This is a genomic window from Myroides sp. JBRI-B21084, assembly GCF_030545015.1.
Lineage (GTDB): Bacteria > Bacteroidota > Bacteroidia > Flavobacteriales > Flavobacteriaceae > Flavobacterium.
Map to the genome: position 1 here is coordinate 1839525 of NZ_CP120653.1, position 26337 is coordinate 1865861.

Annotated in this window: 27 protein-coding genes; 14 read left to right on the forward strand and 13 right to left on the reverse strand. The window is 32.8% G+C overall.

Features of this window, described 5'->3' with window-relative positions; all coding sequences use genetic code 11:
• Nucleotide 1 precedes the first annotated feature (1 nt).
• From pstA to P3875_RS08960, 3 genes are all read right to left on the reverse strand, one after another.
• Nucleotides 2-880, reverse strand: coding sequence for a phosphate ABC transporter permease PstA (gene pstA, locus P3875_RS08950; RefSeq protein ID WP_303443621.1), 879 nt, complete (start codon nucleotides 878-880; stop codon nucleotides 2-4).
• A 3-nt stretch (nucleotides 881-883) separates the two neighbouring features.
• Nucleotides 884-2092 (reverse strand): phosphate ABC transporter permease subunit PstC, encoded by a 1209-nt coding sequence (pstC, locus tag P3875_RS08955; protein WP_303443622.1) that lies wholly within the window; start codon nucleotides 2090-2092, stop codon nucleotides 884-886.
• 163 nt (nucleotides 2093-2255) lie between these two features.
• Complete coding sequence (locus P3875_RS08960) at nucleotides 2256-3119, reverse strand: phosphate ABC transporter substrate-binding protein (RefSeq protein WP_303443623.1); 864 nt, start codon at nucleotides 3117-3119, stop codon at nucleotides 2256-2258.
• A 167-nt stretch (nucleotides 3120-3286) separates the two neighbouring features.
• Between P3875_RS08960 and P3875_RS08965 the strand changes: the two genes are divergently transcribed.
• Genes P3875_RS08965 through P3875_RS08975 form a run of 3 tightly spaced genes read left to right on the forward strand, consistent with a single transcriptional unit; the run spans nucleotide 3287 to nucleotide 4847 of the window.
• The gene (locus P3875_RS08965; RefSeq protein WP_303443624.1) at nucleotides 3287-3787 is read left to right on the forward strand and encodes an FKBP-type peptidyl-prolyl cis-trans isomerase; all 501 of its coding nucleotides are present in this window, start codon (nucleotides 3287-3289) and stop codon (nucleotides 3785-3787) included.
• 45 nt (nucleotides 3788-3832) lie between these two features.
• A complete protein-coding gene (locus P3875_RS08970) occupies nucleotides 3833-4066 on the forward strand; it encodes a VF530 family protein (protein ID WP_303443625.1) in 234 nt (77 codons plus the stop codon).
• Nucleotides 4067-4079: 13 nt separating this feature from the next.
• Nucleotides 4080-4847 (forward strand): hypothetical protein, encoded by a 768-nt coding sequence (locus tag P3875_RS08975; protein WP_303443626.1) that lies wholly within the window; start codon nucleotides 4080-4082, stop codon nucleotides 4845-4847.
• Here P3875_RS08975 and uvrC read toward each other — a convergent pair whose 3' ends face one another.
• Nucleotides 4848-6647, reverse strand: coding sequence for an excinuclease ABC subunit UvrC (uvrC, locus tag P3875_RS08980; protein WP_303443627.1), 1800 nt, complete (start codon nucleotides 6645-6647; stop codon nucleotides 4848-4850). It lies immediately after the preceding gene.
• Nucleotides 6648-6738: 91 nt separating this feature from the next.
• Here uvrC and P3875_RS08985 point away from each other — a divergent pair, with 91 nt between their 5' ends.
• From P3875_RS08985 to P3875_RS08995, 3 genes are read left to right on the forward strand one after another with little or no spacing between them, the layout of a single operon-like run.
• Nucleotides 6739-7710: a succinylglutamate desuccinylase/aspartoacylase family protein gene (locus tag P3875_RS08985; protein ID WP_303443628.1), complete on the forward strand. Its 972-nt coding sequence runs from the start codon at nucleotides 6739-6741 to the stop codon at nucleotides 7708-7710.
• Entirely contained in the window at nucleotides 7703-8284 is a 582-nt protein-coding gene (locus P3875_RS08990; RefSeq protein ID WP_303443630.1) for a 5-formyltetrahydrofolate cyclo-ligase, read from the forward strand. The genes P3875_RS08985 and P3875_RS08990 overlap by 8 nt, the downstream gene beginning before the upstream one ends.
• A 29-nt stretch (nucleotides 8285-8313) precedes the next feature.
• The gene (locus tag P3875_RS08995; protein WP_303443631.1) at nucleotides 8314-8697 is read left to right on the forward strand and encodes a DoxX family protein; all 384 of its coding nucleotides are present in this window, start codon (nucleotides 8314-8316) and stop codon (nucleotides 8695-8697) included.
• A gap of 96 nt (nucleotides 8698-8793) precedes the next feature.
• Here the strand turns inward: P3875_RS08995 and P3875_RS09000 are convergent, their stop codons facing one another.
• The 6 genes from P3875_RS09000 to P3875_RS09025 all read right to left on the reverse strand — a co-directional run bounded on the left by P3875_RS09000 (nucleotide 8794) and on the right by P3875_RS09025 (nucleotide 15458).
• A complete protein-coding gene (locus P3875_RS09000; RefSeq protein ID WP_303443632.1) occupies nucleotides 8794-9114 on the reverse strand; it encodes a hypothetical protein in 321 nt (106 codons plus the stop codon).
• Nucleotides 9115-9141: 27 nt separating this feature from the next.
• Nucleotides 9142-9732 carry a lipoprotein signal peptidase gene (locus P3875_RS09005; protein WP_303443633.1) on the reverse strand — a complete coding sequence of 197 codons (591 nt, stop codon included), beginning with the start codon at nucleotides 9730-9732 and terminating at the stop codon, nucleotides 9142-9144.
• Between the two features lie 241 nt (nucleotides 9733-9973).
• Nucleotides 9974-10360: a TraR/DksA family transcriptional regulator gene (locus P3875_RS09010; protein WP_303443634.1), complete on the reverse strand. Its 387-nt coding sequence runs from the start codon at nucleotides 10358-10360 to the stop codon at nucleotides 9974-9976.
• A gap of 12 nt (nucleotides 10361-10372) precedes the next feature.
• Nucleotides 10373-13774: an isoleucine--tRNA ligase gene (gene ileS / locus P3875_RS09015; protein WP_303443635.1), complete on the reverse strand. Its 3402-nt coding sequence runs from the start codon at nucleotides 13772-13774 to the stop codon at nucleotides 10373-10375.
• Nucleotides 13775-13931: 157 nt separating this feature from the next.
• Nucleotides 13932-14354, reverse strand: a complete 423-nt coding sequence (locus P3875_RS09020) for a c-type cytochrome (RefSeq protein WP_303443636.1) — start codon at nucleotides 14352-14354, stop codon at nucleotides 13932-13934.
• Nucleotides 14355-14396: 42 nt separating this feature from the next.
• Nucleotides 14397-15458, reverse strand: a complete 1062-nt coding sequence (locus P3875_RS09025) for a L,D-transpeptidase (RefSeq protein ID WP_303443637.1) — start codon at nucleotides 15456-15458, stop codon at nucleotides 14397-14399.
• A 278-nt stretch (nucleotides 15459-15736) separates the two neighbouring features.
• Between P3875_RS09025 and recA the strand changes: the two genes are divergently transcribed.
• The 5 genes from recA to P3875_RS09050 all read left to right on the forward strand — a co-directional run bounded on the left by recA (nucleotide 15737) and on the right by P3875_RS09050 (nucleotide 20178).
• Nucleotides 15737-16744, forward strand: coding sequence for a recombinase RecA (gene recA, locus P3875_RS09030; protein ID WP_303443638.1), 1008 nt, complete (start codon nucleotides 15737-15739; stop codon nucleotides 16742-16744).
• Between the two features lie 200 nt (nucleotides 16745-16944).
• Entirely contained in the window at nucleotides 16945-17535 is a 591-nt protein-coding gene (gene pnuC / locus P3875_RS09035) for a nicotinamide riboside transporter PnuC (RefSeq protein ID WP_303443639.1), read from the forward strand.
• Nucleotides 17528-18535 (forward strand): hypothetical protein, encoded by a 1008-nt coding sequence (locus tag P3875_RS09040; RefSeq protein ID WP_303443640.1) that lies wholly within the window; start codon nucleotides 17528-17530, stop codon nucleotides 18533-18535. The genes pnuC and P3875_RS09040 overlap by 8 nt, the downstream gene beginning before the upstream one ends.
• A 189-nt stretch (nucleotides 18536-18724) precedes the next feature.
• Nucleotides 18725-19648 (forward strand): hypothetical protein, encoded by a 924-nt coding sequence (locus tag P3875_RS09045; RefSeq protein WP_303443641.1) that lies wholly within the window; start codon nucleotides 18725-18727, stop codon nucleotides 19646-19648.
• A complete protein-coding gene (locus P3875_RS09050; RefSeq protein ID WP_303443642.1) occupies nucleotides 19648-20178 on the forward strand; it encodes a hypothetical protein in 531 nt (176 codons plus the stop codon). The genes P3875_RS09045 and P3875_RS09050 overlap by 1 nt, the downstream gene beginning before the upstream one ends.
• Before the next feature lie 196 nt (nucleotides 20179-20374).
• On the opposite strand, the gene P3875_RS09055 is transcribed toward P3875_RS09050, so the two are convergent.
• Nucleotides 20375-21112 carry a lysophospholipid acyltransferase family protein gene (locus P3875_RS09055; protein WP_303443643.1) on the reverse strand — a complete coding sequence of 246 codons (738 nt, stop codon included), beginning with the start codon at nucleotides 21110-21112 and terminating at the stop codon, nucleotides 20375-20377.
• A gap of 95 nt (nucleotides 21113-21207) precedes the next feature.
• Here P3875_RS09055 and trpS point away from each other — a divergent pair, with 95 nt between their 5' ends.
• Nucleotides 21208-22176 (forward strand): tryptophan--tRNA ligase, encoded by a 969-nt coding sequence (gene trpS, locus P3875_RS09060; RefSeq protein WP_303443644.1) that lies wholly within the window; start codon nucleotides 21208-21210, stop codon nucleotides 22174-22176.
• Between the two features lie 35 nt (nucleotides 22177-22211).
• On the opposite strand, the gene dprA is transcribed toward trpS, so the two are convergent.
• Entirely contained in the window at nucleotides 22212-23321 is a 1110-nt protein-coding gene (dprA, locus tag P3875_RS09065; protein WP_303443645.1) for a DNA-processing protein DprA, read from the reverse strand.
• 165 nt (nucleotides 23322-23486) lie between these two features.
• Between dprA and P3875_RS09070 the strand changes: the two genes are divergently transcribed.
• Both P3875_RS09070 and P3875_RS09075 read left to right on the forward strand, forming a co-directional pair.
• Nucleotides 23487-24410, forward strand: coding sequence for an SPOR domain-containing protein (locus tag P3875_RS09070; RefSeq protein WP_303443646.1), 924 nt, complete (start codon nucleotides 23487-23489; stop codon nucleotides 24408-24410).
• A 74-nt stretch (nucleotides 24411-24484) separates the two neighbouring features.
• Complete coding sequence (locus P3875_RS09075; protein ID WP_303443647.1) at nucleotides 24485-24994, forward strand: acyl-CoA thioesterase; 510 nt, start codon at nucleotides 24485-24487, stop codon at nucleotides 24992-24994.
• A 46-nt stretch (nucleotides 24995-25040) separates the two neighbouring features.
• Here P3875_RS09075 and P3875_RS09080 read toward each other — a convergent pair whose 3' ends face one another.
• Nucleotides 25041-26264 carry a hypothetical protein gene (locus P3875_RS09080; RefSeq protein ID WP_303443648.1) on the reverse strand — a complete coding sequence of 408 codons (1224 nt, stop codon included), beginning with the start codon at nucleotides 26262-26264 and terminating at the stop codon, nucleotides 25041-25043.
• Between the last annotated feature and the right edge of the window lie 73 nt (nucleotides 26265-26337).

A 26337-nucleotide genomic window follows, 5' to 3' on the forward strand; every position in this document is an offset into this window, starting at 1 on the left:
ACTAATTCATTTTTACTTTTTTTCCAAAATATTTTCGAAGTGAATTCGCCAATAAATTAGAAATTAATACAATAATAATTAAGATAAGTGCCGTACCGTAGGCCATTTCGCGAGAAGCTTCGATATTTGTTCCGCTGGTTGAAATAACATATAAATGATAAGGTAACGCCATAGCCTGATCAAATATTGAAGTTGGAAGTTTTGGTAAAAAATACGCCGCAACTGTAAATAAAATAGGTGCTGTTTCACCAGAAACCCTTCCTATAGATAAAATTAAACCTGTAATAATATTAGGAAAAGCAATAGGAAAAACCACTTTACTTGTAGTTTGCCATTTAGTTGCCCCTAAACCTAAACTAGCTTGCCTAAAGGTATCGTCAACAGCTTTTAACGATTCTTCTGTTGTGCGAATAACTACCGGTAAAACTAATAACCCCAAGGTTAATGACCCCGCAAGAAGTGAATCGCCAAATTCTAATTTGTTTACAAATAATGCCATACCAAATAAACCAAATACAATAGAAGGTACACCGGCAAGGTTATTTGTCATTTGTTTAATTATTTTTTTTATGATACCGTCTTTTACATATTCGTTCATGTAAATGGCAGCTAAAACTCCTACAGGAAAAGCAAAAAGCATACTGCCAATAACCAAACAAAGTGTACCAACAATAGCAGGAAAAATACCGCCTTTGGTCATTCCTTCTTTAGGCATTTCGGTAATAAACTCCCAACTAATTACTCCTATTCCTTTAAAAATAATAAAAGCCAAAATTGCAAAAAGCACGCCAACTACAATATAACTTGTAAACTGAAATAGGGCAAAAGCAACTTTTTGATTTCTGCTTTTTTGTTTTGCTAAACGATCTGTTTTTGTCATTTGTTAATGTTTTTTGTGCGCTTTTTTATTAGTAACCAATTCAACAATCATATTAATACAAAAAGTAATTAAAAACAAAATACAACCTAAAGCAAATAACGCTTGGTAATGTAAACCACCGTTAGCAGCCTCTCCTAATTCGGCAGCAATAGTTGCAGGTATGGTTCGTAATGGGGCTAATAACGTTGATGGCATAACAGCTGCGTTACCTGTTACCATTAAAACTGCCATAGTTTCGCCAATTGCGCGACCTATACCTAAAATGGCTGCAGCTGTAATACCCGAAGCCGAATAAGGTATAACCACTTTATAAATAGTTTGCCATTTACTTGCACCTAATGCTAAACTAGCTTCTTTCATTGCGCGTGGCGTATTGCGCATAGCGTCTTCAGAAATTGTAATGATAGTAGGCAACGCCATTATAGCTAAAACAATACTACCAGCTAAACCGGTTTCGCCTACTGGCAAGCCAAAAACCTTTTGTATAAGTGGTACAATTATTACTAAACCAAAAAAACCGTAAACTACCGATGGAATACCCGACAATAATTCAATTAAAGGTTTTAAAATATTTCGGGTTTTTTTATTGGCAATTTCACTTAAATAAATTGCTGCTGCTAAACCTATTGGCAATGCTATAAGTATAGCACCAAAACTTACCCATAGCGTACCAAATATTAAAGCTTTTACACCCATTTGCGCAATTGGATGAGCGGTTGGATACCATTCTTCGCCCGATAAAAATTCAAAGAACTTTACTTTATCAATATCAAGTTCTTTCCCTGTAAAGTTACTTACTTTGTATTTATCTGAGAAAAAAGCAATTACACCAGGAGTTTTAGTAACATATTCATTTATCTTAGCAGGAAAATGTTCAAAATTAGCACCTAATTCTTCATCGGTGTAAAAATTGGTAATATCTTCGGTTCTAAACAATACAATTGGCTGATCTTTTCCACCTAATTGTTTCCAATTTGTGATTTTTTGATCAAAAATATCTTTAACCTGCTCAGGTTCTAATTTATTAATTGGGTTAGTTGAGTGAACTGCTAATAAAAAACCATCTTCAATTGGTTTTTTACTAAAAACACCTGATCCTTCTATAAATAAAAAAAACACAATTAACACAACCGTAATACTGGTAGCTGCACTACTTAGCATTAAAATAGTTTCGATTATTTTTTCTTTAATATTTTTAAAATTTGTTTTCAAATCTTTTATATTATTTATTTTGCAAAAATACGTTAGGTATTTGTTAGTAATGTTTCAGTTACATTATCCTTATGTTAACTTAAGGTAAAGTGAAAGTTTTATAATCATAAAAAAGGCCATACATTTTACTGTACAGCCTTTTATAATACTAAGTAACTAACTTTTAATTTAAAGGTATATATCCAATTTCTGATACATTTTTTTGACCATTTGCCGATAAAGCATAATCAACAACTGGTTTTACTTTTGCAGCATTTGCCTTATTATAGAAATAAAATAACGGACGTGAAATAGGATATGTTTTATCTTTTGCCGATGCAATACTTGGTGCAACATATACTTTACCTTGATCGTATGACACTGCTAATTGCTTAACTTCTTTAGTTTCGTAAGCTAACCCAACATAACCAATTGCACCTTTAGTTTGCCCAACAGCTTGTACAATTGCACCTGTTGCTGGCATACTTAAAATATTTGATGCGTAGTTTTTCTTATCCATTACTTCTTCTTTAAAAAACTCATACGTACCAGAAGATGATTCTCTAGAATAAGCTACAATTTTAGCATCTTCACCACCCACTTCTTTCCAATTTGTAATTTTACCTGTATAAATACCTTCTAATTGCTCACGCGTTAATTGCGAAACTTTGTTATCTGGGTGAACAATAACCGCTAAAGCATCAAATGCAATAGTAACCGATTCAATTTCTTGTTTAGCTTCAGAAAATTTTAATTTTTCTTCTGTTTTTAAATCTCTTGATGCCATTGCAATATCCGTAGTACCATCAAACAAAGCTGTTAAACCAACACCCGTTCCACCACCAACTACTGTAACAGAAACATTCTTATCAGCCTTCATTAACTCTTCTGCTTCTTTTTGTGCTAAAGGCAAAACAGTATCACTTCCTTTAATTGTAACCGAAGTTTCTGCAGAAGCATTTTCTGTAGATTGTGAGTCATTCTTTTCTTTACCACAACTTAACATTGCCATTAAAGGTAACATTAAGAATAATCCTTTTTTTGTCATTTGATGTATTATTAATTTTTTAGCAAAAATAATGCGCCTATATTACCACATTGTTAACTAAATATTTTGTTATTATTAATCTTGCGTTTATTTTTATTTAAAAACAAATGTAAAAAGTTACCTTTGTAGGTAAACAGAATTTACCTAAATTCTAAATATATTTTTAAATGACAATAGCAAACAAGCACGTAGTTGCAGTAAACTACAAACTTCATACAATTGAAGCAAACGGCGAAAAAGTATTTGTTGAAGAAACCTCAGCAGAAAACCCATTAACTTATTTACACGGTGTAGGAATGATGATTCCTAAATTTGAAGATGAGTTAAACGGATTAACTGCAGGCGATACAAAATCGTTTACCATTACCCCAGAAGAAGGTTACGGTGCAATTGACCCTAATGCCATTGCACAATTACCTTTAGATATGTTTAGTGAATCGGGCTTACCACCAGTTGGGGCAATGTTACCTTTGACCGATGATCAAGGAAATCAATTTCGTGCTGTAGTTGTAGAAGTTACAGAAAACGCAGTTGTAGCCGATTTAAACCACCCAATGGCTGGAAAAACTTTAACTTTTGATATTGAAGTTGTTGCTACACGCCCAGCTACAGAAGAAGAGTTAGCACATGGCCACGCACATGGTATTGATGGAACTGAAACACATTAATAAGTATAACTAACCGCCTATTTTTACGGCGGTTTTCTGTTTTCTATGGCACATAACGATCCTTTACATGGTATGACCCTTCAAAAAATTCTAGAAGAATTGGTTGCTTTTTTTGAAGGATGGGAAACTTTAAGTAAAGAAATTCCTATAAACTGTTTTACAAAAAACCCAAGTATAAAATCATCGTTAACTTTTTTACGTAAAACACCTTGGGCACGTGAAAAAGTAGAACGTTTGTATGTAAAAGTGTATCCTTTTCTACAAAAAAACAAAAAATAGTACCTTTAAACGCATGAAAAATTTACTTTTTTTTATTTGTTTTTTAAGCACATTTTTAGGCTTTACGCAAAACCGATTTACCAAAATTGTAAACGATAATCAATTTAAAACAACAAAAAATCAACTTCTCGATTTTATTAGTTACGATTTTTCGCCTGTAATTTTAGGTTTAAACACTAACCAAACCTATGGCGTAATTGATACACATTTCAAACGCATACACGTTAAAATTACCAACGTACAAAAAGACAGTGTTCAACCTAATTTGTACCATATTAAAGGAAAATCAATGGTAGGCAGAGCCTTAGAATCGTTTAAAGGAACACTTACCTTACACACCATTAAAGAAACTTACCCAATTGTTTTAGATAATGAAACCGTAAGTTTACCAACTGCATATGAAGGTGTTTTATTTGGAAATTACACTTTTTACGAACCTAAAAACAATATTCATTCAGGATATTTTGAAGGTACGTATCAAGGTATGTTTCAAATTACCGAAGAAAACAACGTTTTTTATAACGATTTAGCCTTAGGTAAACCCAATTATTTTAACAATGCGTTTATTGGATATTGGATTGATTATGAAACCAAAATAGCTAAAATATGCAAATGGGCCGATTATCGTGTGCCTGATGTTCCTTTAGAATTTGACCATGGTGTGGAGCGATTTTTACCTGACGAAAAATTCAACCAAAAGGGCTGGAAAACCTATAACGACGCATATTTAAACAACAACTTTAAAGCAAAAGAAGCTGAAGATAATTGGTGGTGGAAATAGTTATCCGTTTTTAAAAAAAGCAATTACTTTTTCTGCTTTTGCCTTACCTATTAATTGAATAATTTCTGCTTCGGGAGTTTCGGCTATGCGTTTTATTGATTTAAACTCAATCATTAATTTTTCCATGGTTTTAGGACCAATACCAGGAATGGTAGTTAAACCGCTGCTTATTGCGTTTTTACTGCGTTGGTTGCGATGAAAGGTAATACCAAAACGGTGTGCTTCGTTGCGCAAGTGCTGAATTACTTTTAAAGTTTCAGATTTTTTATCTAAATACAACGGAATACTATCTCCTGGATAAAATAATTCTTCTAACCTTTTAGCAATACCAATTATTGCAATTTTTCCTCGTAAACCTAAAACATCTAAACTTTTAAGCGCCGCGCCTAATTGTCCTTTACCTCCGTCAATTATAATTAAATCGGGTAAAGGCTCAGCTTCATCAATCATACGGCGGTAGCGACGAAAAACAACTTCTTCCATCGATGCAAAATCGTTAGGTCCTTCAACAGTTTTAATATTAAAATGACGATACTCTTTTTTACTTGGTTTTCCGTTTTTAAAAACTACACAAGCTGCGACGGGGTTGGTGCCTTGTATGTTAGAATTATCAAAACATTCTATATGCCTTGGTTCTTTACTTAAACGCAAATCGGCTTTCATTTGAGCCATTAATCGGTTGGTATGCCTATCGGGGTCAACTATTTTTATTTGTTTTAACTGATCTAATCTGTAATAACGTGCATTGCGCTCAGAAAGTTCTAAAAGTTGTTTTTTATCGCCTAATTTAGGTACAGTAATAGTTATTTTTTCGCCCAAATCAATTTCAAAAGGTACAATTACTTCTTTAGTGATTAATTTAAAGCGTTCACGAATTTCGGTAATCGCAATTGGCAATAATTCTTCGTTAGTTTCGTTTAAGCGTTTTTTTAGTTCTAACGTATGCGAACGAATCACAGCCCCGTGTGCAATTTGTAAAAAATTAACATAAGCCATGGTTTCATCGGCAACAATAGAAAACACATCAACATTATTAATTTTAGGATTTACAATGGTTGATTTTGCCTGATAGTTTTCTAAAATTTGAATTTTCTCTTTAATGTCTTGTGCTTCTTCAAACTTCATTTCGCTTGCATACTGAAGCATCAATTGTTTAAAATCTTTTAAATTTTCTTTAAAATTACCTTTTAAAAGGTGGCGAATGCTTCTAATTTTATGCAAATAAGCTTCTTCAGTTTCTTTACCTTCACAAGCACCTAAGCAATTGCCAATGTGGTATTCCAAGCAAACTTTATACTTGTTGTTAGCAATATTTTGTAAGCTTAAATCGTAAGTACAATTGCGTAACGGATACAATTCTTTAATTAAATCTAACAAAACATGCATGGTTTTACCACTGGTGTAAGGGCCAAAATATTCAGAACCATCTTTAATTAAATTGCGTGTGTAAAAAACCCTAGGAAAACGTTCATTTTTAATACAAATCCAAGGGTATGTTTTATCGTCGCGCAACATAATATTGTAGCGTGGCTGTAGGTTCTTAATTAAGTTGTTTTCTAAAAGTAAGGCATCGGTTTCCGTTTGTACCACAATGTGTTTTATGGTAACAATTTTACGAACCAATACATTTAAACGCGCATTATCGTGGGTTTTATTAAAGTAAGACGATACTCTTTTTTTTAAATTTTTAGCCTTGCCAACGTACAATAACTTTTGATCTTTATCAAAATATTGATAAACACCTGGTAAACCTGGTAAAGTTTGCAGTTGCAATTGTATATCGGGGGTAGTAGTATTCATATTATAACCTGGATAGAACAAATTTACGCTAAGTTTTGTAAATGTTTAAAGTAAAATAGTATCTTTAGTAGTTATTATACAAAATTTAACGATGCACATTACACCAAGAAATTTTGAAATTTTGGGCAAATCAATCAAACCTGGTGAAAATAAAACAATAGAATTGAATATTGCCAAGTTGCATACCATGACCGAATTAAAGGTACCCATTATTGTTACACGCTCACATATTGATGGACCAACTGTATTGCTAACAGCCGGTTTACATGGCGATGAACTAACAGGAATTGAAATTGTACGACAAATAATTCGCAAAGGAATAAACCAACCCAAATGCGGCACTATAATTTGCATGCCATTGGTTAATATTTTTGGGTTTGTAAACCAAGCAAGGGATTTTCCGGATGGACGAGATTTAAACCGTGTTTTTCCAGGATCGGCAAATGGTTCGTTAGCCAGCCGTTTTGCGTACCGTATTATGCAAGATGTAATACCTGTTACCGATTATATAATTGATTTTCACGCTGGTGGTCGCAGCCGTTTTAACGCTCCACAAATTAGAATTGAACCCAATAATGATGAATTAGATGAACTTGCACAGGCTTTTTCTACTCAATTTATTTTATATTCTAACAATATAGAAGGTTCATTTAGAACAGAATGCGATAAATTAGGCAAAAAATATTTATTGTTTGAAGGAGGAAAATCATTAGATATAAATTCTGAAATTATTGAAGAAGGCTTACAAGGCACCATGCGTATTTTAAACAAATTAAATATGCTGAACGATACTTTTAAAGCAAAAACACCAAACAACAGCATTTGTATTGAAAATTCAACTTGGATTCGGGCGCAATATTCGGGCTTATTGCATAATTTTACACTTAACGGTACCTACGTAAAAACCGGCGATTTACTTGGTAAAATTACCGACCCTTACGGACAGGTTGAAGAGCCTATTTTGGCACCTAATGACGGATATATTATTTGCGAAAACCAAGCTTCGATTGTTTTTCAGGGCGATGCTGTTTATCATATTTCAACCAAATTACTAAATGAATAAAAAAGATTTACGCACAAAATACAAAGCTTTACGCAACCATTTAAGCTTAACCGAAATTGAAGATTTAAGTTTACAAATTGCCAACCAAACCTTAAAACTACCTGTTTGGAATAAAGAAAATTATCATACTTTTCTTTCGATAACAGAACACAAAGAAATTCAAACCGATTTTTTATTACATATTTTAAACGGAAAAGATAAAAACATAATTGTTTCAAAATCAAATTTTGAAAACCGTTCCATGCAGCATTATTTATTAACCGATAATGTTATAATTAAAAAAAATGAATGGAATATACCCGAGCCTCAAAATGGTTTTTTAGTAACCGATGAACAAATTGATGTGGTTTTTGTACCCTTATTGGCTTTTGATATTTTTGGAAATCGCGTGGGGTATGGCAAAGGTTTTTACGATACTTTTTTAGCAAAATGCAAACCCAATGTAATAAAAATTGGCCTATCGTTTTTTAATGCAGAACCCATAATTACAGATAGCTTTGAAGGCGACATTAGATTAGATTACTGCGTTACCCCTAATAAGATTTATGATTTTGGTTCGTTTTCGATAAAATAAATTTAACTTTACAAAAAAAATAAAACAACATGAATTACATTACAGAAATACTTATTTTATTGTTTTTAGCAATTACTTTTTTACAATCGGGGTACGATAAAATGGTTGATTGGAACGGAAACGTTGGTTGGTTAAAACAACATTTTGCAAATACTTTTTTAGGAGACAAAGTTCCATTTTCATTAGGAATTATATTGATTCTGGAAATCATTGCAGGTATTTTATCGCTTGCCGGAATCTGGTTTTTATTTAATGGCTGTAAAGAAATTGCTTTATATGCTGGTGTGATTTCGTGCGTTACTTTATTGTTTTTGCTTTTTGGGCAAAGAATTGCTAAAGATTACGACGGCGCTCGCACTATTGTAATTTATTTTATACCAGCAATATTTTTAGTTTTTATACTTCAACAATAATTTTGGCATATTAATTGATTAACCAATTTAAGTTATGAAAAGGAAAATTTATTTTGGTTAGTTTAGTTGTAAAAGTCCCGCAGTTTGCGGGACTTTTTAGTTTTTATAATCTGGCATCCAAGTTATTCCATCAAAAGTAATACTAAAAACAAACCGCATAATTAACAAAGTAATCACTCCTAATAAAAATCCGTATAAATATATCTTTCTTAATGAAAACCTATTTAAAAACCATTTAATAATAAAATAAATAGTACAAATTCCTGTGAGAAGCATCATGAGTGCCCAAATTAATTGATATATGACACCAAACAGTATAAAATCCCATATAATTGGTATTTTTGCAATTATCCAATAAATAAAACACGTAACAGTAGCTATAACGGCAATTTTATCAACAGTTCCATTATTACGCATATGTTTTGGTTTTAAATTACAGCAAATTTACTTAAAAACTTTTTTGTTAAAAACAATTAAAAGCCCTACACCTACCGATATAGCAACATCGGCAATATTAAAAATAGCGTTAAAAAAGGTAAAATGTTGTCCGCCCCAAATAGGCAACCATTCTGGTAAATTGCCTTTCCAAATTGGGAAATAAAACATATCAACTACCTTACCATGAAACCAAGTTCCGTAGGGTTGGTTGCTAAACAAAGTAGCAATTTGCCCATGACTATCGTTAAAAATAACGCCGTAAAAAACCGAATCGATGATATTACCCACCGCACCCGCTAATATTAAAGCAATAGCAACTAATAATATGTTAGAACCTTTCTTTTTTACCGAATCGTTCAACCAATAAACGATACCACCTACGGCTATAATTCTAAATGTTGTTAACAACAATTTGCCGTAATTACCTGGTAGTTCAACTCCCCAAGCCATTCCATCGTTTTCTATAAAATGAATGCGAAACCAATTAAACACTTCAAAACCGCCGTCTAAGGCATAGGTTGTTTTAATGTATATTTTTGAAATTTGATCGATAATAATTACTACAATTGCTAAAAGTAATGCTTTGTTAAACGACATAATATGCTATAATTTTGCACAAATGTAAGGTATTTAAAGGAAAAAAACGCCCTTAGTTTAAGGCGTTTTACATTTTTTTAAACCTTTCTAAAGTTTAAAATTTAGCAAGGTTGTGTTCATTTGCTGTAAAGATATTCAAAAAAACAAAACGTTTAACTTTTTAAAAATAAGATTGTTACAAAAAAAAGCAACCCTATTTAGGTTGCTTTTATTATTTTTTTACGAATAAAAATTGTTTTAATTAACGTTGTTGCAATTTAGCTTCCATACTCATAGTTGCGTGCGGAACCAATTTTAAACGTTCTTTTTCAATTAATTTACCTGTAACACGGCAAATACCGTATGTTTTGTTTTCAATACGCACCAAGGCATTTCGCAAATCGCGTAAAAACTTTTCTTGGCGTGTAGCTAATTGCGAGTTTGCTTCTTTAGATAACGTTTCACTGCCTTCTTCAAACGCTTTAAATGTAGGCGATGTATCATCGGTACCGTTATTTAAATCGTTCATATAAGCACTTTTAATTAAATCTAAATCGGCTTGTGCTTTCTCTATCTTTTTTAAGATGATTTCTTTGAACTCTGCTAACTCAGCATCAGAGTATCTCACTTGTATATTATTTGTTTCCATAACTAATCTTTTTTATTTTGAAACACTAATTTTGGTTATCACATTATCAAATTCAATTTCTGTGCCATTTATTAAATCATCAGTAAAAACAAGCGTTTCGGTTAATGTTTCGGCCTTAATATAGTCTAAATTTGCTTCAACAGCTTGTTGTATTACTTGATTTGGCAACATTTTTATTGTTACTTTATCGGTTACTTCAAAACCTGAATCTTTACGTATATTTTGTATTCTGTTTACTAATTCACGTGCAATTCCTTCTTTGCGTAATTCTTCTGTAATGGTTATGTCTAAAGCTACTGTAATTCCGTTTGCGTTAGCAACCAACCAACCTTCGATATCTTGCGATGAAATTTCCACATCATCGTTAGTCAATTTAACACTATTTCCTGATATTTCCAAAGAAATCTCGTTGTTTTTGTCTATCTCGCTGATCTGTTCTTGTGTAAAATTTTGAATTGCTTTTGCCACATTCCCCATTTCTTTTCCAAAACGTGGACCAAGTGCTTTAAAATTTGGTTTTATTTGTTTTACCAAAATTCCAGAGGCATCGCTTAACAATTCTACTTCTTTTACGTTTACTTCGGCCATAATTAAATCGGCAACTGCTTCAATTTCTGCCTTTTGATTTTCGTCTAAAACAGGAATCATCACCTTTTGTAATGGTTGGCGTACTTTTATCATTTCTTTCTTACGCAATGATAACACTAAAGATGATACGGTTTGCGCTTTTTCCATTTTACTTTCTAACGACTTATTAACAACCGATTCGTTGTACGTTGGAAAGTCGGCCAAATGTACAGATTCAAATGTTTCCTTAGTTGTAGCTTGGGTTAAATCTTTGTAAAGTTTATCCATAAAAAATGGTGCAATTGGTGCCGATAATTTTGCAACTGTAATTAAACAAGTGTATAAAGTTTGGTAAGCAGCAATTTTATCTTGTGCGTATTCGCCTTTCCAAAAACGTCTTCTACACAAGCGCACATACCAATTACTTAGGTTTTCTTGAACAAAATCTGATATTGCACGTGCAGCTTTTGTTGGTTCGTAATCGGCATAAGCTTCGTCTACCGTTTTTATTAAACTGTTTAATTCCGATAAAATCCAACGGTCTATTTCTGGTCTATTCTCTAAAGCAACCTCATCTTCGCTATAGGTAAAACCGTCGATATTTGCGTATAAAGCAAAGAACGAATAGGTGTTGTACAAGGTACCAAAAAACTTACGACGCACCTCGGTAATCCCTTCTAAATCAAACTTTAAGTTATCCCATGGATTGGCATTAGAAATCATATACCAACGCGTAGCATCAGGTCCATGTTCTTCTAATGTTTCAAAAGGATCTACAGCGTTACCTAAACGCTTAGACATTTTTTGACCATTTTTATCAAGTACTAAACCATTAGAAACTACATTTTTATAAGCTTTTTCGCCAAAAACTAAGGTTCCTATTGCATGTAAGGTATAAAACCAACCACGTGTTTGGTCTACTCCTTCGGCAATAAAATCGGCTGGAAATGATTCGTGATTATCAATATATGCTTTATTTTCAAAAGGATAATGCCATTGAGCGTAAGGCATCGCCCCAGAATCAAACCAAACATCAATTAAATCGGTTTCACGCTTCATAGGTTTACCTGTTGATGAAACTAAGGTAATATTATCAACCACGTTTTTATGTAAGTCGATTTTATTATAGTTTTCCTCGCTCATATCGCCTACAACAAAGCCATTAAATGGATTTAAGGTTTGAAGCCCCGCTTCCATTGCTTTTTCAACTTGAGCTACTAATTCTTCAACCGAACCTATTATTATTTCTTCAGATTTATCTTCAGTACGCCAAATAGGTAATGGAATACCCCAGTAACGTGAACGAGATAAGTTCCAATCGTTTGCGTTTTTTAACCAATTACCAAAACGCCCTTCGCCTGTTGCTTTAGGTTTCCAGTTGATTTCTTCGTTTAAATCGAACATTTTATCTTTTACATCGGTAACCTTGATGAACCAAGAATCTAACGGATAGTATAAAATTGGTTTATCGGTACGCCAACAATGTGGATAACTGTGTACATATTTTTCTACCTTAAAGGCTTTATTTTCTTCTTTTAAACGAATAGCTATTTCAACATCGACTGATTTTTCAGGAGCTTCGCCATCGTTATAATATTCGTTTTTAACATATTTACCGGCCATATCGCCCATTTGCGATACAAAACGCCCTTGTAAATCTACTAACGGAACTGGGTTACCAGCATCATCTAACACCAACATTGGCGGTACTTCTGGCGTTGCTTCTTTGGCAACTTTAGCGTCATCGGCACCAAAAGTTGGCGCAGTATGAACAATACCTGTACCGTCTTCGGTTGTTACAAAATCACCTGCAATAACTCGGAATGCATTTTCTGGGTTTTGATAAGGCAACGTGTACGGCAATAACTGCTCATAACGAATACCTACTAAATCGGCACCTTTAAATTCTTTAACAATAAAGTATGGAATTTTTTTATCGTTTTCTGTATAATCTTCTAAAGCATCTTCAGTTTCAACAGCAAAATATTTTCCTGCGAATTGTTTTGCAACCAAGGGTTTTCCTAAAATAACATTTATAGGTTGGTTGGTGTATTGGTTAAATGTTTTTACTAACACATAATCAATTTTTGGCCCAACGGTTAATGCGGTATTACTTGGCAATGTCCAAGGAGTGGTTGTCCAAGCCATGATATCAATTTGTCCAAAACCTTTTAAAAATTCAGGTAACGAATTTTCTATGGTTTTAAATTGCGCCACAATGGTAGTATCAGTAACATCACGATACGAACCCGGTTGGTTTACTTCGTGCGATGATAAACCTGTACCTGCTTTTGGCGAATAGGGCTGTATGGTGTAGCCTTTGTACAATAAGTTTTTATCGTAAATTTGTTTTAACAACCACCATACCGTTTCCATGTATTTTGGTTTGTAGGTTATGTACGGATCGTTCATATCAACCCAATACCCCATTTTTTCGGTAAGATCGTTCCATAAATCGGTATAGCGCATTACGGTGCGTTTACAAGCCTCGTTATACTCTTCAACCGATATTTTTGTACCAATATCTTCTTTGGTAATTCCTAATTCTTTTTCGGTTCCTAATTCTACAGGTAAACCGTGGGTATCCCAACCTGCTTTACGTTTTACTTGAAAGCCTTTTTGGGTTTTGTATCTACAAAAAATATCTTTAATAGCACGAGCCATCACGTGGTGAATACCTGGTTTTCCGTTAGCTGAAGGTGGCCCTTCAAAAAACACAAACGGTTGGTTGCCTTCGCGTGAAGTTACCGATTTTTCAAAGATAGATTGCTCTTTCCAATACTGTAACATTTCACTTGCTACGGTTGGTAAATTTAATCCTTTATATTCTGTGAATTTGGTGCTCATGGTACTGTTTTTAAATTCAATGTGCGAATTTAATGATTTTAGGTTAAACAATGTATTTTTTTAATTTCTAAACAAATAAAAAAGCAATCTTGTAAAAAAGACTGCTTTAATGTTATATTGTACAAAGGCACTTAAAGAAGCCTTACATTGAAAATTTTTACTTTTTTTTGTTTTTTCTACCGTTCATAAATGCTTTGGTATCGCTCATTGGTTTGGTTGATCCGCGGTGACAAGTTGCACATTCTACAGCGTTTTTATAGTTTTTACCAATTGGCGCAAATTCTTTAGCGTTTAGCTCGTTGGTAAAATGGATCATATGACGCGCAATTTCTTTTTGCATAATGCTATCTGATGCTTTATCTTTTATATGGCAATAACTACATTTAACGCCTAAAGCTTTATTGTAGCCTTCCATTAACCCCATTAAACTATCTTTTGAAATATTTTTGGGTAAAACTTTTAAGTTTTTAAAATGATTATCTTGATTGTTTAAATAGGTTGTTCTTGAATGATTGTTGAACGACATAAGCACTAAACCTATCAACAAAAAACTACTTAGGTAAATTAAATTTTTTTTCATAATTACGATGAATTTTAACGAAAGTTACAATTTTTTTTAAAACTACTTTACTGTATCCTTCACAATTTTTAAACTATCTTCCTTCGTTTTATTTGTAGGTTTTGTTTTATTGTACTCTTCGCGAATGGTTTGTTGTTTGTAAATTTCGGTTAAATGCGGTTCAACAAGTTCCTCTAAATCGTTTTTAGACAAATTAGTAATAGAAGGATTTACAACTAGCTGATGCCAAATACCTTTGCTACCAAAATTATAATCGCCATAAACAATTACAGGTGTACCTTTTACTTTAACTGCTTTTTTATCTTCAGTAATCACCCATTGATCGGCCCAATTATACAACCATTGCGCATCGGCATCTAATAAACGTAAACATGAATGCGATGCGGGGTAACCAGGTAAAGCGTACTGATGCCAACCAACACCACCTTTATTACTTATATTAAAATTCCAATTTAAAATCCATTCATCATCAACCGTACTGCGTACTTTTCTACCTTTCCAATTGGTAAAGAATAACCCTCGGGGAGTTTGCGATGCTTTTTTACCCATGTTTGTAGGTCCCCATTTTACTAAATTCCCATTTTCGTAAACTCCATATGCTTGTATTGGGTACGAAAAAATAATTATTTTAGGTACATTCATTAAATTATCTAACGTACGTGGAAAAGGCGAATAATCTATAAAAGCCGATTTAAAAGTATTGGGTACAATTAACGTATCGCGCTTTTTTATGTGATCGGTATCAATACGGTTTAGCGCAGCAATGGTATATTGCTGTTCTTTGGTAAAGGTGTTATAAAACAATTTACGCAACGAATCACTGTTTTTTATAGGCCAATAACTAAATGCATCGCCTTTAAAAACACTAAATTTTTTTGATTTTTTACTTAATTCTAAAGCAACTTTTTTAGCGACTTCTATTGAATCGCTTTTTGCTAATTGAATGGAATCGTTCTTTTTAATTTCAACAGAATCAATTACATTTTCTAAATTATGGTCGTAAACCTCTGAGTCGGTATCACGTTCCATCTTTTCAATTTCATATTCTTTTTTGCACCTAGAAAAAAACAAGGCAAGCAACAATAAAACAATAATTTTTTTCATTTCAATTTTTTTTACGAAAATACTAAAAAAGTATATTTAAAAAAACACCCTTAAATAATTCTAATTAAATAATTTAGCAACAACTATACCGTTCGCATATGTAAGTTAAAATTTGTATTATTTTATTTTAAAACGACTTTTTTTGTCGCTAACAAAACATATATTTGCAACGTTAAAAAGTTAGAAACAACAATAATAAAGCAAGCTATTTAAAAACTATTTTTTATAGAATAATTAAATAAAAAAAGGTATTTTTACCTTAGAAAAGACAAAAGATTATGAGTGCAGATAAAGAAGCAAAATTAAAAGCATTACAGCTTACATTAGATAAATTAGACAAAACCTACGGCAAAGGAACCGTAATGAAATTAGGTGATAGCGCAGTTGAAGAAGTTGAAGCAATATCATCAGGTTCATTAGGTTTAGATTTAGCTTTAGGGGTTATGGGATACCCACGTGGAAGAATAATAGAAATTTACGGACCTGAATCGTCTGGTAAAACAACCTTAACTTTACACGCTATAGCCGAAGCTCAAAAAGCCGGTGGAATTGCCGCTTTTATTGATGCTGAACACGCTTTTGACCGTTTTTATGCAGAGAAATTAGGCGTTGATATTGATAATTTAATTATATCGCAACCTGATAATGGAGAGCAAGCTTTAGAAATTGCCGAAAACTTAATACGCTCGGGCGCCATTGATTTAGTAGTAATTGACTCAGTTGCTGCATTAACACCAAAAAGTGAAATTGAAGGTGAAATGGGCGATTCTAAAATGGGGTTACATGCCCGCTTAATGTCGCAAGCATTGCGTAAGTTAACCGCAACCATTTCAAAAACAAACTGTACCGTTTTCTTTATCAACCAATTACGTGAAAAAATTGGAGTAATGTTTGGTAATCCCGAAACTACAACAGGTGGTAACGCATTGAAATTTTACGCATCGGTTCGTTTAGACATTCGTAAATCAACCCAAATTAAAGACGGCGAACACGTTATGGGTAACCGTACCAAAGTAAAAATCATTAAAAACAAAGTTGCGCCACCTTTCCGTACTGCCGAGTTTGATATTATGTACGGTGAAGGAATTTCTAAAACGGGCGAAATTTTAGATTTAGCTGTTGATTTTGAAATTGTAAAAAAATCAGGCTCGTGGTTTAGTTATGGCGATACAAAATTAGGCCAAGGTCGTGATGCTGTTAAAGGTTTAATTAAAGATAATCCTGAATTGCAAGAAGAATTAGAAGATCGTATTAAACAACATATTAAAGAGCAACAAAATGCTTAACACAAAATCCCTTTCTTATTGCCGAAAGGGATTTTTTTTACGGAAAACTTTCCTAATCCAAAAAAAAGCATCAATTTTGAAAACGCAATGGGGTGCCGCTTTTGGCTGAGATGATACCCATGAACTTTGTTCTGCACCTGATCCGGATAATGCCGGCGTAGGGATTGTAACTTTATCATCTCATCATTTAATTTATTTATATGATGCAGGAAATTTTAAGTAAAACCACTTGGATTGAATGGCTAGGTGTGTTTTTTGCAATGGTGCAAGTTTTATTGGCACAAAAAAACAATATTCACAATTATCTTTTTGGTATTGCTGGTATTTTACTAGCTATGTATGTTAAATTTCATGCCAAGTTGTATGCAGAATTTACGTTAGATTTTTACTACTTAATAATGAGTATTTATGGTTGGCTGTTTTGGAAATTTGGCAAACAACAAACCGAAACTCCAATTTCATTCACAACAAAAGCAGAAAAATACAAAGCAGCTGCAATTGTGGTTATAGCATTTGGTATTTTTTATGTTTTTTTAACCAATTATACCGATAGCGATGTTCCCTTGTTAGATTCGGCAGTAACCGCATTTGCTTGGGCAGGTATGTGGCTAATGGCAAAACGCAAAATAGAGAATTGGGTGTTGCTAAACATAAGTAATTTTATTGCTGTACCGCTTTTAATACATAAAGAACTTTACTTATACGCAGCTTTAACCGCCTTTTTATTTATTGTTGCCATATTTGGATACTTAAACTGGCATAAAATTTTAAAGCAGCAAAAAAATGCATAAATCCGAAATTCAAGAAAAGCTATTAGGATCGAAACAAATTCCTACCAATGTTATTGAACATATTTATAACGAACGATGGCTGCAAATATGGGTTCCTAAAATATATGGCGGTTTGGGATTAAATTTCACAAACGGATTACAACTTTTAAAACAATTGGCTTTTATAGATGGCAGCTTGGGTTGGATGGTAACCTTATGTGCCGGTGCCAATTATTTTTCGCGGAATTTAAAACCACAAATTGCACACGAACTTTTTAAAGACAACTTTACGTGTTTTGGTGGAAGCGGTGCTATTGGTGGAACTGCCGAAATAAAAAACAACGCCTTTTTAATAAATGGCCGTTGGGTTTACGCTACAGGCGCGCCCTATTTGAGTCATTTTACATTAAATGCGGTTATAACAAAGAACAATAAACCCGTTTTAGATGCAAAGGGCAACGAAATGATACGATCGTTTATTATTCCGAAAGATAAGGTAACCATTATTGAAGATTGGAAAGCAATGGGAATGCAGGCTACCGGAACCTTTTCGTTTAATGTAAACAATGTATTAGTTGATGCAGATTACAGCTTTATTTACAACGAATTTTATACCGATGCTGCTTTAGATAAAATTCCTTTTCGCATTTTTGCCGATTTAACCTTGTTGGTAAATTATATTGGAATGGCCGCACATTTTTTAGATGAAGCCGAAAAAATAAGACCACAACTAGATTTATCAACATTTAGAAACAAACTTACAACAAACGAAAAGCAAACCTATTTTTATGCCGATAAAATTGAAATGCTTTTAGAACACAATAAAGATATTTCAGTTGAAGTTCAAACCGAAATTCATCAGTTTGGCGAAACCTTGGTTGCAAATTTATCGCACCAAATTTTAGATCTTTATTTTCAGTTAGGCATTAAAGCATCGCACCCCAGCGAACCTATTCAGCAAATATTTCGCGATTATTTTACCGCTACTCAGCATGCAAATTTTAGAAAAGAATATTGTTGATTGTAATACTTTTAACTGAATTTGTGTTTTTAGCAAATAATTTTTGAACATTGGTGCAACCTTTTTGCTTTTGTTAAATCATCCTATAAATTTATGTGATTTGAAAGCAATATAAGTACACTCGAACACTTTGTTTAAATAAGTTATTTGTTTATATTTGGTTGTAGTGCACAATATTAATCGAACTTTATGGAAAAATACATATTTTCAACATATTTAGTAAAAGTAACTAAAAATAAAAATGATTTAATATTAAGCCTATTTAATGGTCAAGATGATTTTTTAGATTTTAGTAAAAAATTTTTTGATGAAATATTGAAAAATATTCATAAAGACACTGATTCTAAAGATCTATCGAATTTACATTTAACATTAGATGTTCCACCGGTAATTGATTTCGAAAAAAGATGTATTTATGGCTTTCTTTCTTCAGGCGTAAGTGGAGAAGATTACAAAATAAAAGACATTGAGACAAATGAGGAAATGTTTAAGGTTGGTAAAAATCATGCTGCATTTAGAGACGTATTCTTTTATTTACAAATACCAAAAAATAAAGATTATGGTGCATTAATACTTCAAAGGAAATCTAAGTTTGGCATCAAAACTATATTTACGAAAAGTATAAATCAATTTGCAAAAAATATTGGATTTGTGGGATATTATATTCAAATAAACAATATAATTCATGGTAAGGTTTATAATAGAATGATAAGGGAAGGTAATTTAAAAAGAATAGAGTTTATAAAAAGAAAAATACCAAATGACATTGCTGCGTTCTATCAAAATGGAGGAAATGTGGATTTAATACCTGGTACTTTAAAAACGAGTATGTCAGCATCTAAACTTCCTGAAAATTTTAAAAGTTTTGTAGATAAATTATTTAATAATTCTAACAGAGAAAGAATCGAAATTAAGGATATCGATGATTTTGAAGAAGTTGAATTTGAATTAGAACTAAATGGTAAAAGAAAAACGTTTTATGTAGTACATCGAAATAGAATACAACCAGATATTGATGTTACTAATGATTTGCAATATTTTAATAACGAAATAACTATAGAATCTTTAGTAAAACAGGCTGAAACGTTAATTGAAGAAGTAATCTATATATAATGCTTAGTAGAATAAATATATTTAAAATAATAGTAGACCATTTTAATACTCTAAAAGTCTATAAAAGTGAGTCTAAATATATTTCCTTTAGAGATTTTCTTCTATTCATTGGATTTCCTGCATTATTTGCATCTTTTTTATCTATTAAAAATTATACTTTTGAAAGTCAATTATCAAACTTAATTGCAGGTATTTCGATATTCGGTGGTTTTCTTTTCAATTTACTTGCAATAATTTATAGTCAATTAGAAAATATTGAAAACAACAACAATAATATTGAAGATAAAGCTCTTTTAGAACTTAAAAAGCAATTTGTAGACGAAATTCATATTAATATTTCTTTTTGTATTGTTTTATCAATAATCATTGTGCTAACACTACTAATGACAACAATTGATTTCTCATGCTTTTTATACAGCACTGTGATAACTAAAATTATTGTAGGACTTAATTATTATTTATTACTACTTTTTCTTTTTAGCTTGTTAATGGTAATAAATAGAGTTTATATTTTACTCAAAAGAAAGTAAATACTGTTGCTCAAAATTGCTTTTTCTAAATTTGTGCTTTAAGGCAAAATTTAATGTTGATTTTGTATTAGTAAGCTATTTTTCTTATACTGTACTTTTTTTAGAGGAGCTTACACCCCATTAATATCAATAACTAATAAAAAAACATCAAAAATAAAAAATTTCAAAACCCTACCTCACAACTCATTAACAAACTCTAACTATGCTTCAACAACGGTTGTAAAATCAACTCGCGTACTTGGTTTTTTAGGTCGGGTTTATCGCGTTGCGTTAAATTTTGCGTAGCAACAAAAGGGTGTTGATAAATCAACACATTACCCGGGTGGCCAGCAAAAAACCGAAAGGGAAACATTTTTTTTAGTCCAACAAACGTCATGGGCACCACCGGAATTTCAAAATCAATAGCCAAACGAAAAGCACCGTCTTTAAAATCATCTAAAATTATTGATTCTTCGTTAGGCACACCACCTTCAGGAAAAATACAAACACTTAACCCTTTAGAAAGCCTTTCGGCAGCCGCAACCATAGTTTGTTGTCTGCTTACTGCACTAGATCTATCAACTAAAATACAGGCTTTTTTATAAAAATATCCAAAAATGGGTAGTTTAGCCAATTCTTGCTTTCCTACAAAAACAAACGGGTTTTTAACCAAAATAAGCATTAGCATTATATCCATCATCGATGTATGGTTAGCTGTAAGCATATAACTTCTATCGGGGTTAAAATTTTGTTTTGTTACTATGGTTTTTCTAAAACCGGTACCGTAAAACACTGCATAAGCCCAAATACGAGCCAATTTAAAAAAGTATCGGTAAAATTTATCACTTGATAATGAAACAATTAAAAAAGGTGACAGCACCAAAATTACCACTAAAATAATAAGGTAAAACCACGTTTTCCATAAAAACCAAACGGCATTCTTAAAAAGATTCATGTATTTTTTTGTTAGACACTGCAAATTAATAAATAAATAAAATTAACAACTAACGTTATAAACTTTTAAATTTGTAAAAATTTAATTTTTAAAGAATGGCAAAAGTATTAACAGGAGTTCAAAGTACCGGAACCCCACACCTTGGAAATCTTTTAGGAGCTATTTTGCCTGCTATTGAAATGGCAAATAATCCTGAAAATGAAACATTTTTATTTATCGCCGATCTACATTCGGCTACACAAATTAAAGATGCTAAAACATTAAAAGAAAATACCTATAGTGTGGCTGCCACTTGGCTTGCATGTGGCCTAGATACCAACCGTGTTACGTTTTACAAACAATCTAGCGTACCGCAAACCTGCGAACTTACTTGGTACTTAAGCTGTTTTTTTCCTTTTCAACGCTTAACATTGGCGCATTCGTTTAAAGATAAGTCAAGCTATTTAGAAAACGTAAATGCCGGCTTATTTACGTACCCAATGTTAATGGCTGCAGATATTTTATTGTACGATGCCGAATTTGTACCTGTTGGTAAAGACCAATTACAGCATTTAGAAATTACACGCGATGTAGCTGCCCGTTTTAACAACCAAATGGGTGAAACGTTTGTGTTGCCTAACGCAAAAATTTCGGAAGAAATTATGACTGTTCCAGGTACCGATGGCGAAAAAATGAGTAAATCTCGTAACAACTTCATTAATATTTTTGAAGACGATAAAAAGCTACGTAAACAAATTATGGCTATTGTTACCGATGCTACTCCGTTAGAAGATCCTAAAAATCCAGATACCTGCAACGTGTTTGCTATTTACAAATTATTGGCAACGCCAGAACAAACTGATCAAATGCGTGCAAATTATTTAGGTGGAAATTATGGGTATGGACACGCAAAACAAGCGTTATTTGAATTGATTTGCGACAAGTTTAAAGATATTCGTGAAAAATACACATACTATATGAACCACTTGGAAGAAGTTGACCAGTTTTTAACCGAAGGCGCTGCAAAAGCCGCTGTTATTGCCAACGGAACATTGAACCGAGTTAGAGAGAAGTTGGGATATTAAAATGCAAAACGCTACTTTAGAAAAGTGGCGTTTTTTTATTTCATTTTAAACATTTTTCCGGGTAAACCCACAACAATTCCGTTTAGTTCCAACATCATTAATTCAGCATTTAAAACTGGCATTGATAATTGTGTTTGCAAAGCCAATTCATCAATATGTAAGGCTTCGCTTTGTAACGTTTTTAAGATAGTTTGCTGTAAGTCGGTAAAATCATTTAGGTTGATTTGTTTTTTAACTTCCGCTTGTTTCTTTGGTTCAGCAGATGTATTCCAATTTAAATCTGCAATTAAATGTTCAAAATTATAAAGTAACTGTGCACGGTTTTCATGAATCAAACGTAAACAACCTTTACTAAAATCATCATTTATTTTTCCAGGAACTGCATAAACTTCTCTAGCATAACCGTTTGCAAAATACGCCGTAGAAAGCGATCCGCCTGTTTCGGCACTTTCAACTACTACAGTTGCGCTACACAAGCCAGCAATTATACGATTTCTGCGAGTGAACAATTCAGGCACTAAAGTATTAAAACCAGCATATTCTGTTATTATTAACCCATTATTAAACAAATCCTCGTAATATTTCTTGTGCACACTAGGGTACAATTTTTTAAAACTGGTACCCATTATCCCAACCGTAGGCAAATTATTTTTTCTGGCCTGAAAATAAGCCGCAATATCAACACCATAAGCCATGCCACTAACAATTGTAGGCTTGTAAGGCTGTAAATGTTCTATTAATTGCGTTGTTATTTCGTTTCCATAGGCTGAAATTTTTCGTGTACCAACAATAGCTAAACAACGGTTGTTTAAAAGCGATAAATCGCCTTTATAGAACAAAATAATAGGTGCATCAACACATTCTTTTAACAAGCTTGGGTAATCATCATCTAAAATACCAACGCATTGAATATTGTTCTTTAAAATAAAATTTATTTCGTTTTGAATAATTTCGTGTTTATCAAAATTTTTTAAAGCGTTTTCAATATTTTTAGGAAGGTTAAAATCGGCAAAAACAGTTTGCTTACTGTTATCAAAAACAGCCTCAACGCTTTTAAAAGTATCTAAAATTTTACGCGTGTTTAAAACACCAACTCCATCACAAGCCAGTAATTTTAAGTATGCCGTTAACGTATTTATGTGCATGTATTTGTAAAAATTCTTATTATTAATAAATATATATCTTTTTTTGGTTTGAAAAAAATCACGTTATCAATACGTTACAAATCACAAGAACGTTAAAACCAAAATTGTTGATAACATTTGTGAATAAATTTCTGCAAACAATGTTGATTTTCTTATTTTTGCTCTATGATGATCGAAAAACATATTTCCGCATTATTATACCGATACCAATGCGTAACGGTACCTGGTTTTGGTGCATTTATCACCGAAACAGTTTCGGCACGCTTTAACGAAACCAGCCAAACCTTTGTTCCACCTAAAAAAACCATATTGTTTAACAGCTTGTTACAGCAAAACGATGGTTTATTAGCCAACCATATTGCTTTAGAAGAAAACATTTCTTTTAACCAAGCAGTTGCGTTAATTTACGAACAAGTGAACAGCTGGAAAAACACTTTGCACGAGCAACAGGTTATTTACCTAAAAAACATTGGTGAATTAACTTTAAACAGCGAAGATAAAATTCAATTTGAACCAGTAGGTTCAACCAATTACCTAACATCTTCGTTTGGTTTATCTGCAGTAGTAGCAACCGCAATAACAAACGAACAAACAAAACCTACAAAAGTAGTTTCAATATCAAAATCAAAGCCGCGTTTACAATGGGTGCGTTATACAGCCGCTGCAGCCGCTTTAATTGGTTTATACAGTTCGGTTTCAACTTATCAAGAATATGAGTTGTACCAAGAAAAAAAGTTAGCAGTTGAAAAAGAAGTTCAAAATAAAATTGAACAAAAATTACAACAAGCAACTTTTGTAATTGAAACTCCTGAAATTATTACTCAAAAAGTAGCAGAAGTTACTAAGGAGGTTGAAAAAAAACCTTTTCATATTGTTGCTGGTGCTTTTAAAACCGAAGCTAAGGCTCAAATTTTAACTAATGAGTTAAAAGAAAAAGGTTACGAAAACGCTAAATATCTTGACCCTTCTAAACATAATATGCGACCAGTAGTTTACAACAGCTACACATCGCTTGAAGAAGCACAAACCGAATTGCGTTTAATTCACGAAAAAGTGAATAAAGACGCTTGGATTTTTATTGAAAATTAAGCTTAAAAAGACCGTTAAGGTCTTTTTTTTATGTGTATAAATAAAAACTACTACTTTTGTAAAAAATAACAAATATGCAACCTAAAACCCCAAACGATTCTATTACTATTTTAACAGATATTGTTTTACCAGGCGAAACAAACCCTTTAAACAACCTTTTTGGTGGTGAATTATTAGCCCGTATGGATCGCGCAGCAAGTATTACTGCTCGCCGACATTCACGCAGAATTTGCGTAACAGCATCGGTAAACAACGTTGCTTTTAACAAAAGTATTCCTTTAGGAAGTGTGGTTACCGTAGAAGCTAAAGTTTCTAGAACTTTTAGAAGTTCAATGGAGATATTTTTAGATGTTTGGATTGAAGATCGCGAATCGGGTAACCGACAAAAAGCGAACGAAGCCATTTATACTTTTGTTGCTGTTGATGAAATGGGTACACCTGTTGAAGTTCCTGCTCTTATTCCTGAAACAGAAGAAGAAAAAAGCCGTTTTGATGCTGCGCTTCGCCGCAAACAACTAAGCTTGGTTTTAGCAGGTAAAATGTTACCTAGTGAAGCTACCGAACTTAAAGCTTTATTTACATAAAAAAAGAGTAGGCACTAACCTACTCTTTTTTTTTTGAATAATTTAATTATCTACCTCCACGGGTCATTCCACTGCCTGATGAACTTCTTCCGCCACCTATTGAACCACTACTGCGGTTCATTGAAGGAGCTGCAGAACGATTCATGCTTGGAGACGAGCTACGCATCGTAGATGAAGAACTTCTACTTGAACTTGGTTGACTAAAAGTTCTATTTGGTTGAGATGAAATACGTGATGAACGCTCTATTCTTGAACTTGCTGGTGCAGATTCTCTTCTTTCAAAAGTTGAATTTGAACGTATGTTTCTAAAATTATTATTTTCTACTTTAACGCGTTCTGTACTTGTTGAACGAACTCTTGAAAAATCACTGTTATTTACTCTTTGTCTTTCTGAATTTATGGTATTAGATCTACTAAAGCCCATATTACTTCGGTCTAAATTTTGGCTTCTTGAAACACTTTCAGCTCTATTACCGCTTCGCAAACCATTAGCTTGATTCATTGAGGAATTTCTAGAACTTCTCGATGCTTCTAACCCATGACGATTTGTAACATTTTCGTTACGACTTGCAAAAGATCTGTTTGGACTTTTACGTTCTAACGAATTCCCTCTTACATTGTTGTACATTCTATCTGCACGCACCATACGGCGGTTATCAGTATATGAATATCTATTTCTTTGGTCTATGTGCGAATATATATGGCGGTGGTATCTAAACACAGGCATTGGGCGCCAATATGAATAATACGTTGGATAATACCCCCAATACCAAGGTGAATAATACGGACGATATGTTGCTAACCAAAACAAATCAAAAAACACAGGTGTTGAATAATAATAAGGCTCATAAATATAGTTAGGACCATAAATAAATGAGTTACCAACAATTTGTACATGAACTGTTTTATTGCGTTGACGCTCTAATTCGATCGTTGCAACATCTTGAAACTGATCTTGTCCTAAAACTGATTGAATTACAATTACACGCATATCGTTTTCGGCAACTTCAACAACACGTAAATAATCTACATAATTATCGTTGTTTAAATCCAAATTTGATATTTGTGCCGAAGGATCGTTTATTCTTCGCTCAAAATCTTCTAAATCTCTAGATTCGCCAAAAATAGATGCTACTGCTTGCAAATCTAGATTGTCAGAAATATCGTAATTCTGAGCCACAACAGTTGCATTACCTCTGTTGTACTGCGCATTACTTACACTTGCTGTAAGCATGGCTGCTGCTATTAATGCGAATCTAAATATTTTCATTTTTATTGTTTTTAGTTTTTTATTACATTTTAAAAATATCAAGTACTGTGCCAAAGTTTTTAAAACAGAAAAA

Coding starts and splice junctions, on each gene's coding strand:
- pstA (WP_303443621.1), bottom strand. CDS start 880: ATGACAAAAACAGATCGTTTAGCAAAACAAAAAAGCAGAAATCAAAAA.
- P3875_RS08960 (WP_303443623.1), bottom strand. CDS start 3,119: ATGACAAAAAAAGGATTATTCTTAATGTTACCTTTAATGGCAATGTTA.
- P3875_RS08965 (WP_303443624.1), top strand. CDS start 3,287: ATGACAATAGCAAACAAGCACGTAGTTGCAGTAAACTACAAACTTCAT.
- P3875_RS08970 (WP_303443625.1), top strand. CDS start 3,833: ATGGCACATAACGATCCTTTACATGGTATGACCCTTCAAAAAATTCTA.
- P3875_RS08975 (WP_303443626.1), top strand. CDS start 4,080: ATGAAAAATTTACTTTTTTTTATTTGTTTTTTAAGCACATTTTTAGGC.
- uvrC (WP_303443627.1), bottom strand. CDS start 6,647: ATGAATACTACTACCCCCGATATACAATTGCAACTGCAAACTTTACCA.
- P3875_RS08985 (WP_303443628.1), top strand. CDS start 6,739: ATGCACATTACACCAAGAAATTTTGAAATTTTGGGCAAATCAATCAAA.
- P3875_RS08990 (WP_303443630.1), top strand. CDS start 7,703: ATGAATAAAAAAGATTTACGCACAAAATACAAAGCTTTACGCAACCAT.
- P3875_RS08995 (WP_303443631.1), top strand. CDS start 8,314: ATGAATTACATTACAGAAATACTTATTTTATTGTTTTTAGCAATTACT.
- P3875_RS09000 (WP_303443632.1), bottom strand. CDS start 9,114: ATGCGTAATAATGGAACTGTTGATAAAATTGCCGTTATAGCTACTGTT.
- P3875_RS09005 (WP_303443633.1), bottom strand. CDS start 9,732: ATGTCGTTTAACAAAGCATTACTTTTAGCAATTGTAGTAATTATTATC.
- P3875_RS09010 (WP_303443634.1), bottom strand. CDS start 10,360: ATGGAAACAAATAATATACAAGTGAGATACTCTGATGCTGAGTTAGCA.
- ileS (WP_303443635.1), bottom strand. CDS start 13,774: ATGAGCACCAAATTCACAGAATATAAAGGATTAAATTTACCAACCGTA.
- P3875_RS09020 (WP_303443636.1), bottom strand. CDS start 14,354: ATGAAAAAAAATTTAATTTACCTAAGTAGTTTTTTGTTGATAGGTTTA.
- P3875_RS09025 (WP_303443637.1), bottom strand. CDS start 15,458: ATGAAAAAAATTATTGTTTTATTGTTGCTTGCCTTGTTTTTTTCTAGG.
- recA (WP_303443638.1), top strand. CDS start 15,737: ATGAGTGCAGATAAAGAAGCAAAATTAAAAGCATTACAGCTTACATTA.
- pnuC (WP_303443639.1), top strand. CDS start 16,945: ATGATGCAGGAAATTTTAAGTAAAACCACTTGGATTGAATGGCTAGGT.
- P3875_RS09040 (WP_303443640.1), top strand. CDS start 17,528: ATGCATAAATCCGAAATTCAAGAAAAGCTATTAGGATCGAAACAAATT.
- P3875_RS09045 (WP_303443641.1), top strand. CDS start 18,725: ATGGAAAAATACATATTTTCAACATATTTAGTAAAAGTAACTAAAAAT.
- P3875_RS09050 (WP_303443642.1), top strand. CDS start 19,648: ATGCTTAGTAGAATAAATATATTTAAAATAATAGTAGACCATTTTAAT.
- P3875_RS09055 (WP_303443643.1), bottom strand. CDS start 21,112: ATGAATCTTTTTAAGAATGCCGTTTGGTTTTTATGGAAAACGTGGTTT.
- trpS (WP_303443644.1), top strand. CDS start 21,208: ATGGCAAAAGTATTAACAGGAGTTCAAAGTACCGGAACCCCACACCTT.
- dprA (WP_303443645.1), bottom strand. CDS start 23,321: ATGCACATAAATACGTTAACGGCATACTTAAAATTACTGGCTTGTGAT.
- P3875_RS09070 (WP_303443646.1), top strand. CDS start 23,487: ATGATGATCGAAAAACATATTTCCGCATTATTATACCGATACCAATGC.
- P3875_RS09075 (WP_303443647.1), top strand. CDS start 24,485: ATGCAACCTAAAACCCCAAACGATTCTATTACTATTTTAACAGATATT.
- P3875_RS09080 (WP_303443648.1), bottom strand. CDS start 26,264: ATGAAAATATTTAGATTCGCATTAATAGCAGCAGCCATGCTTACAGCA.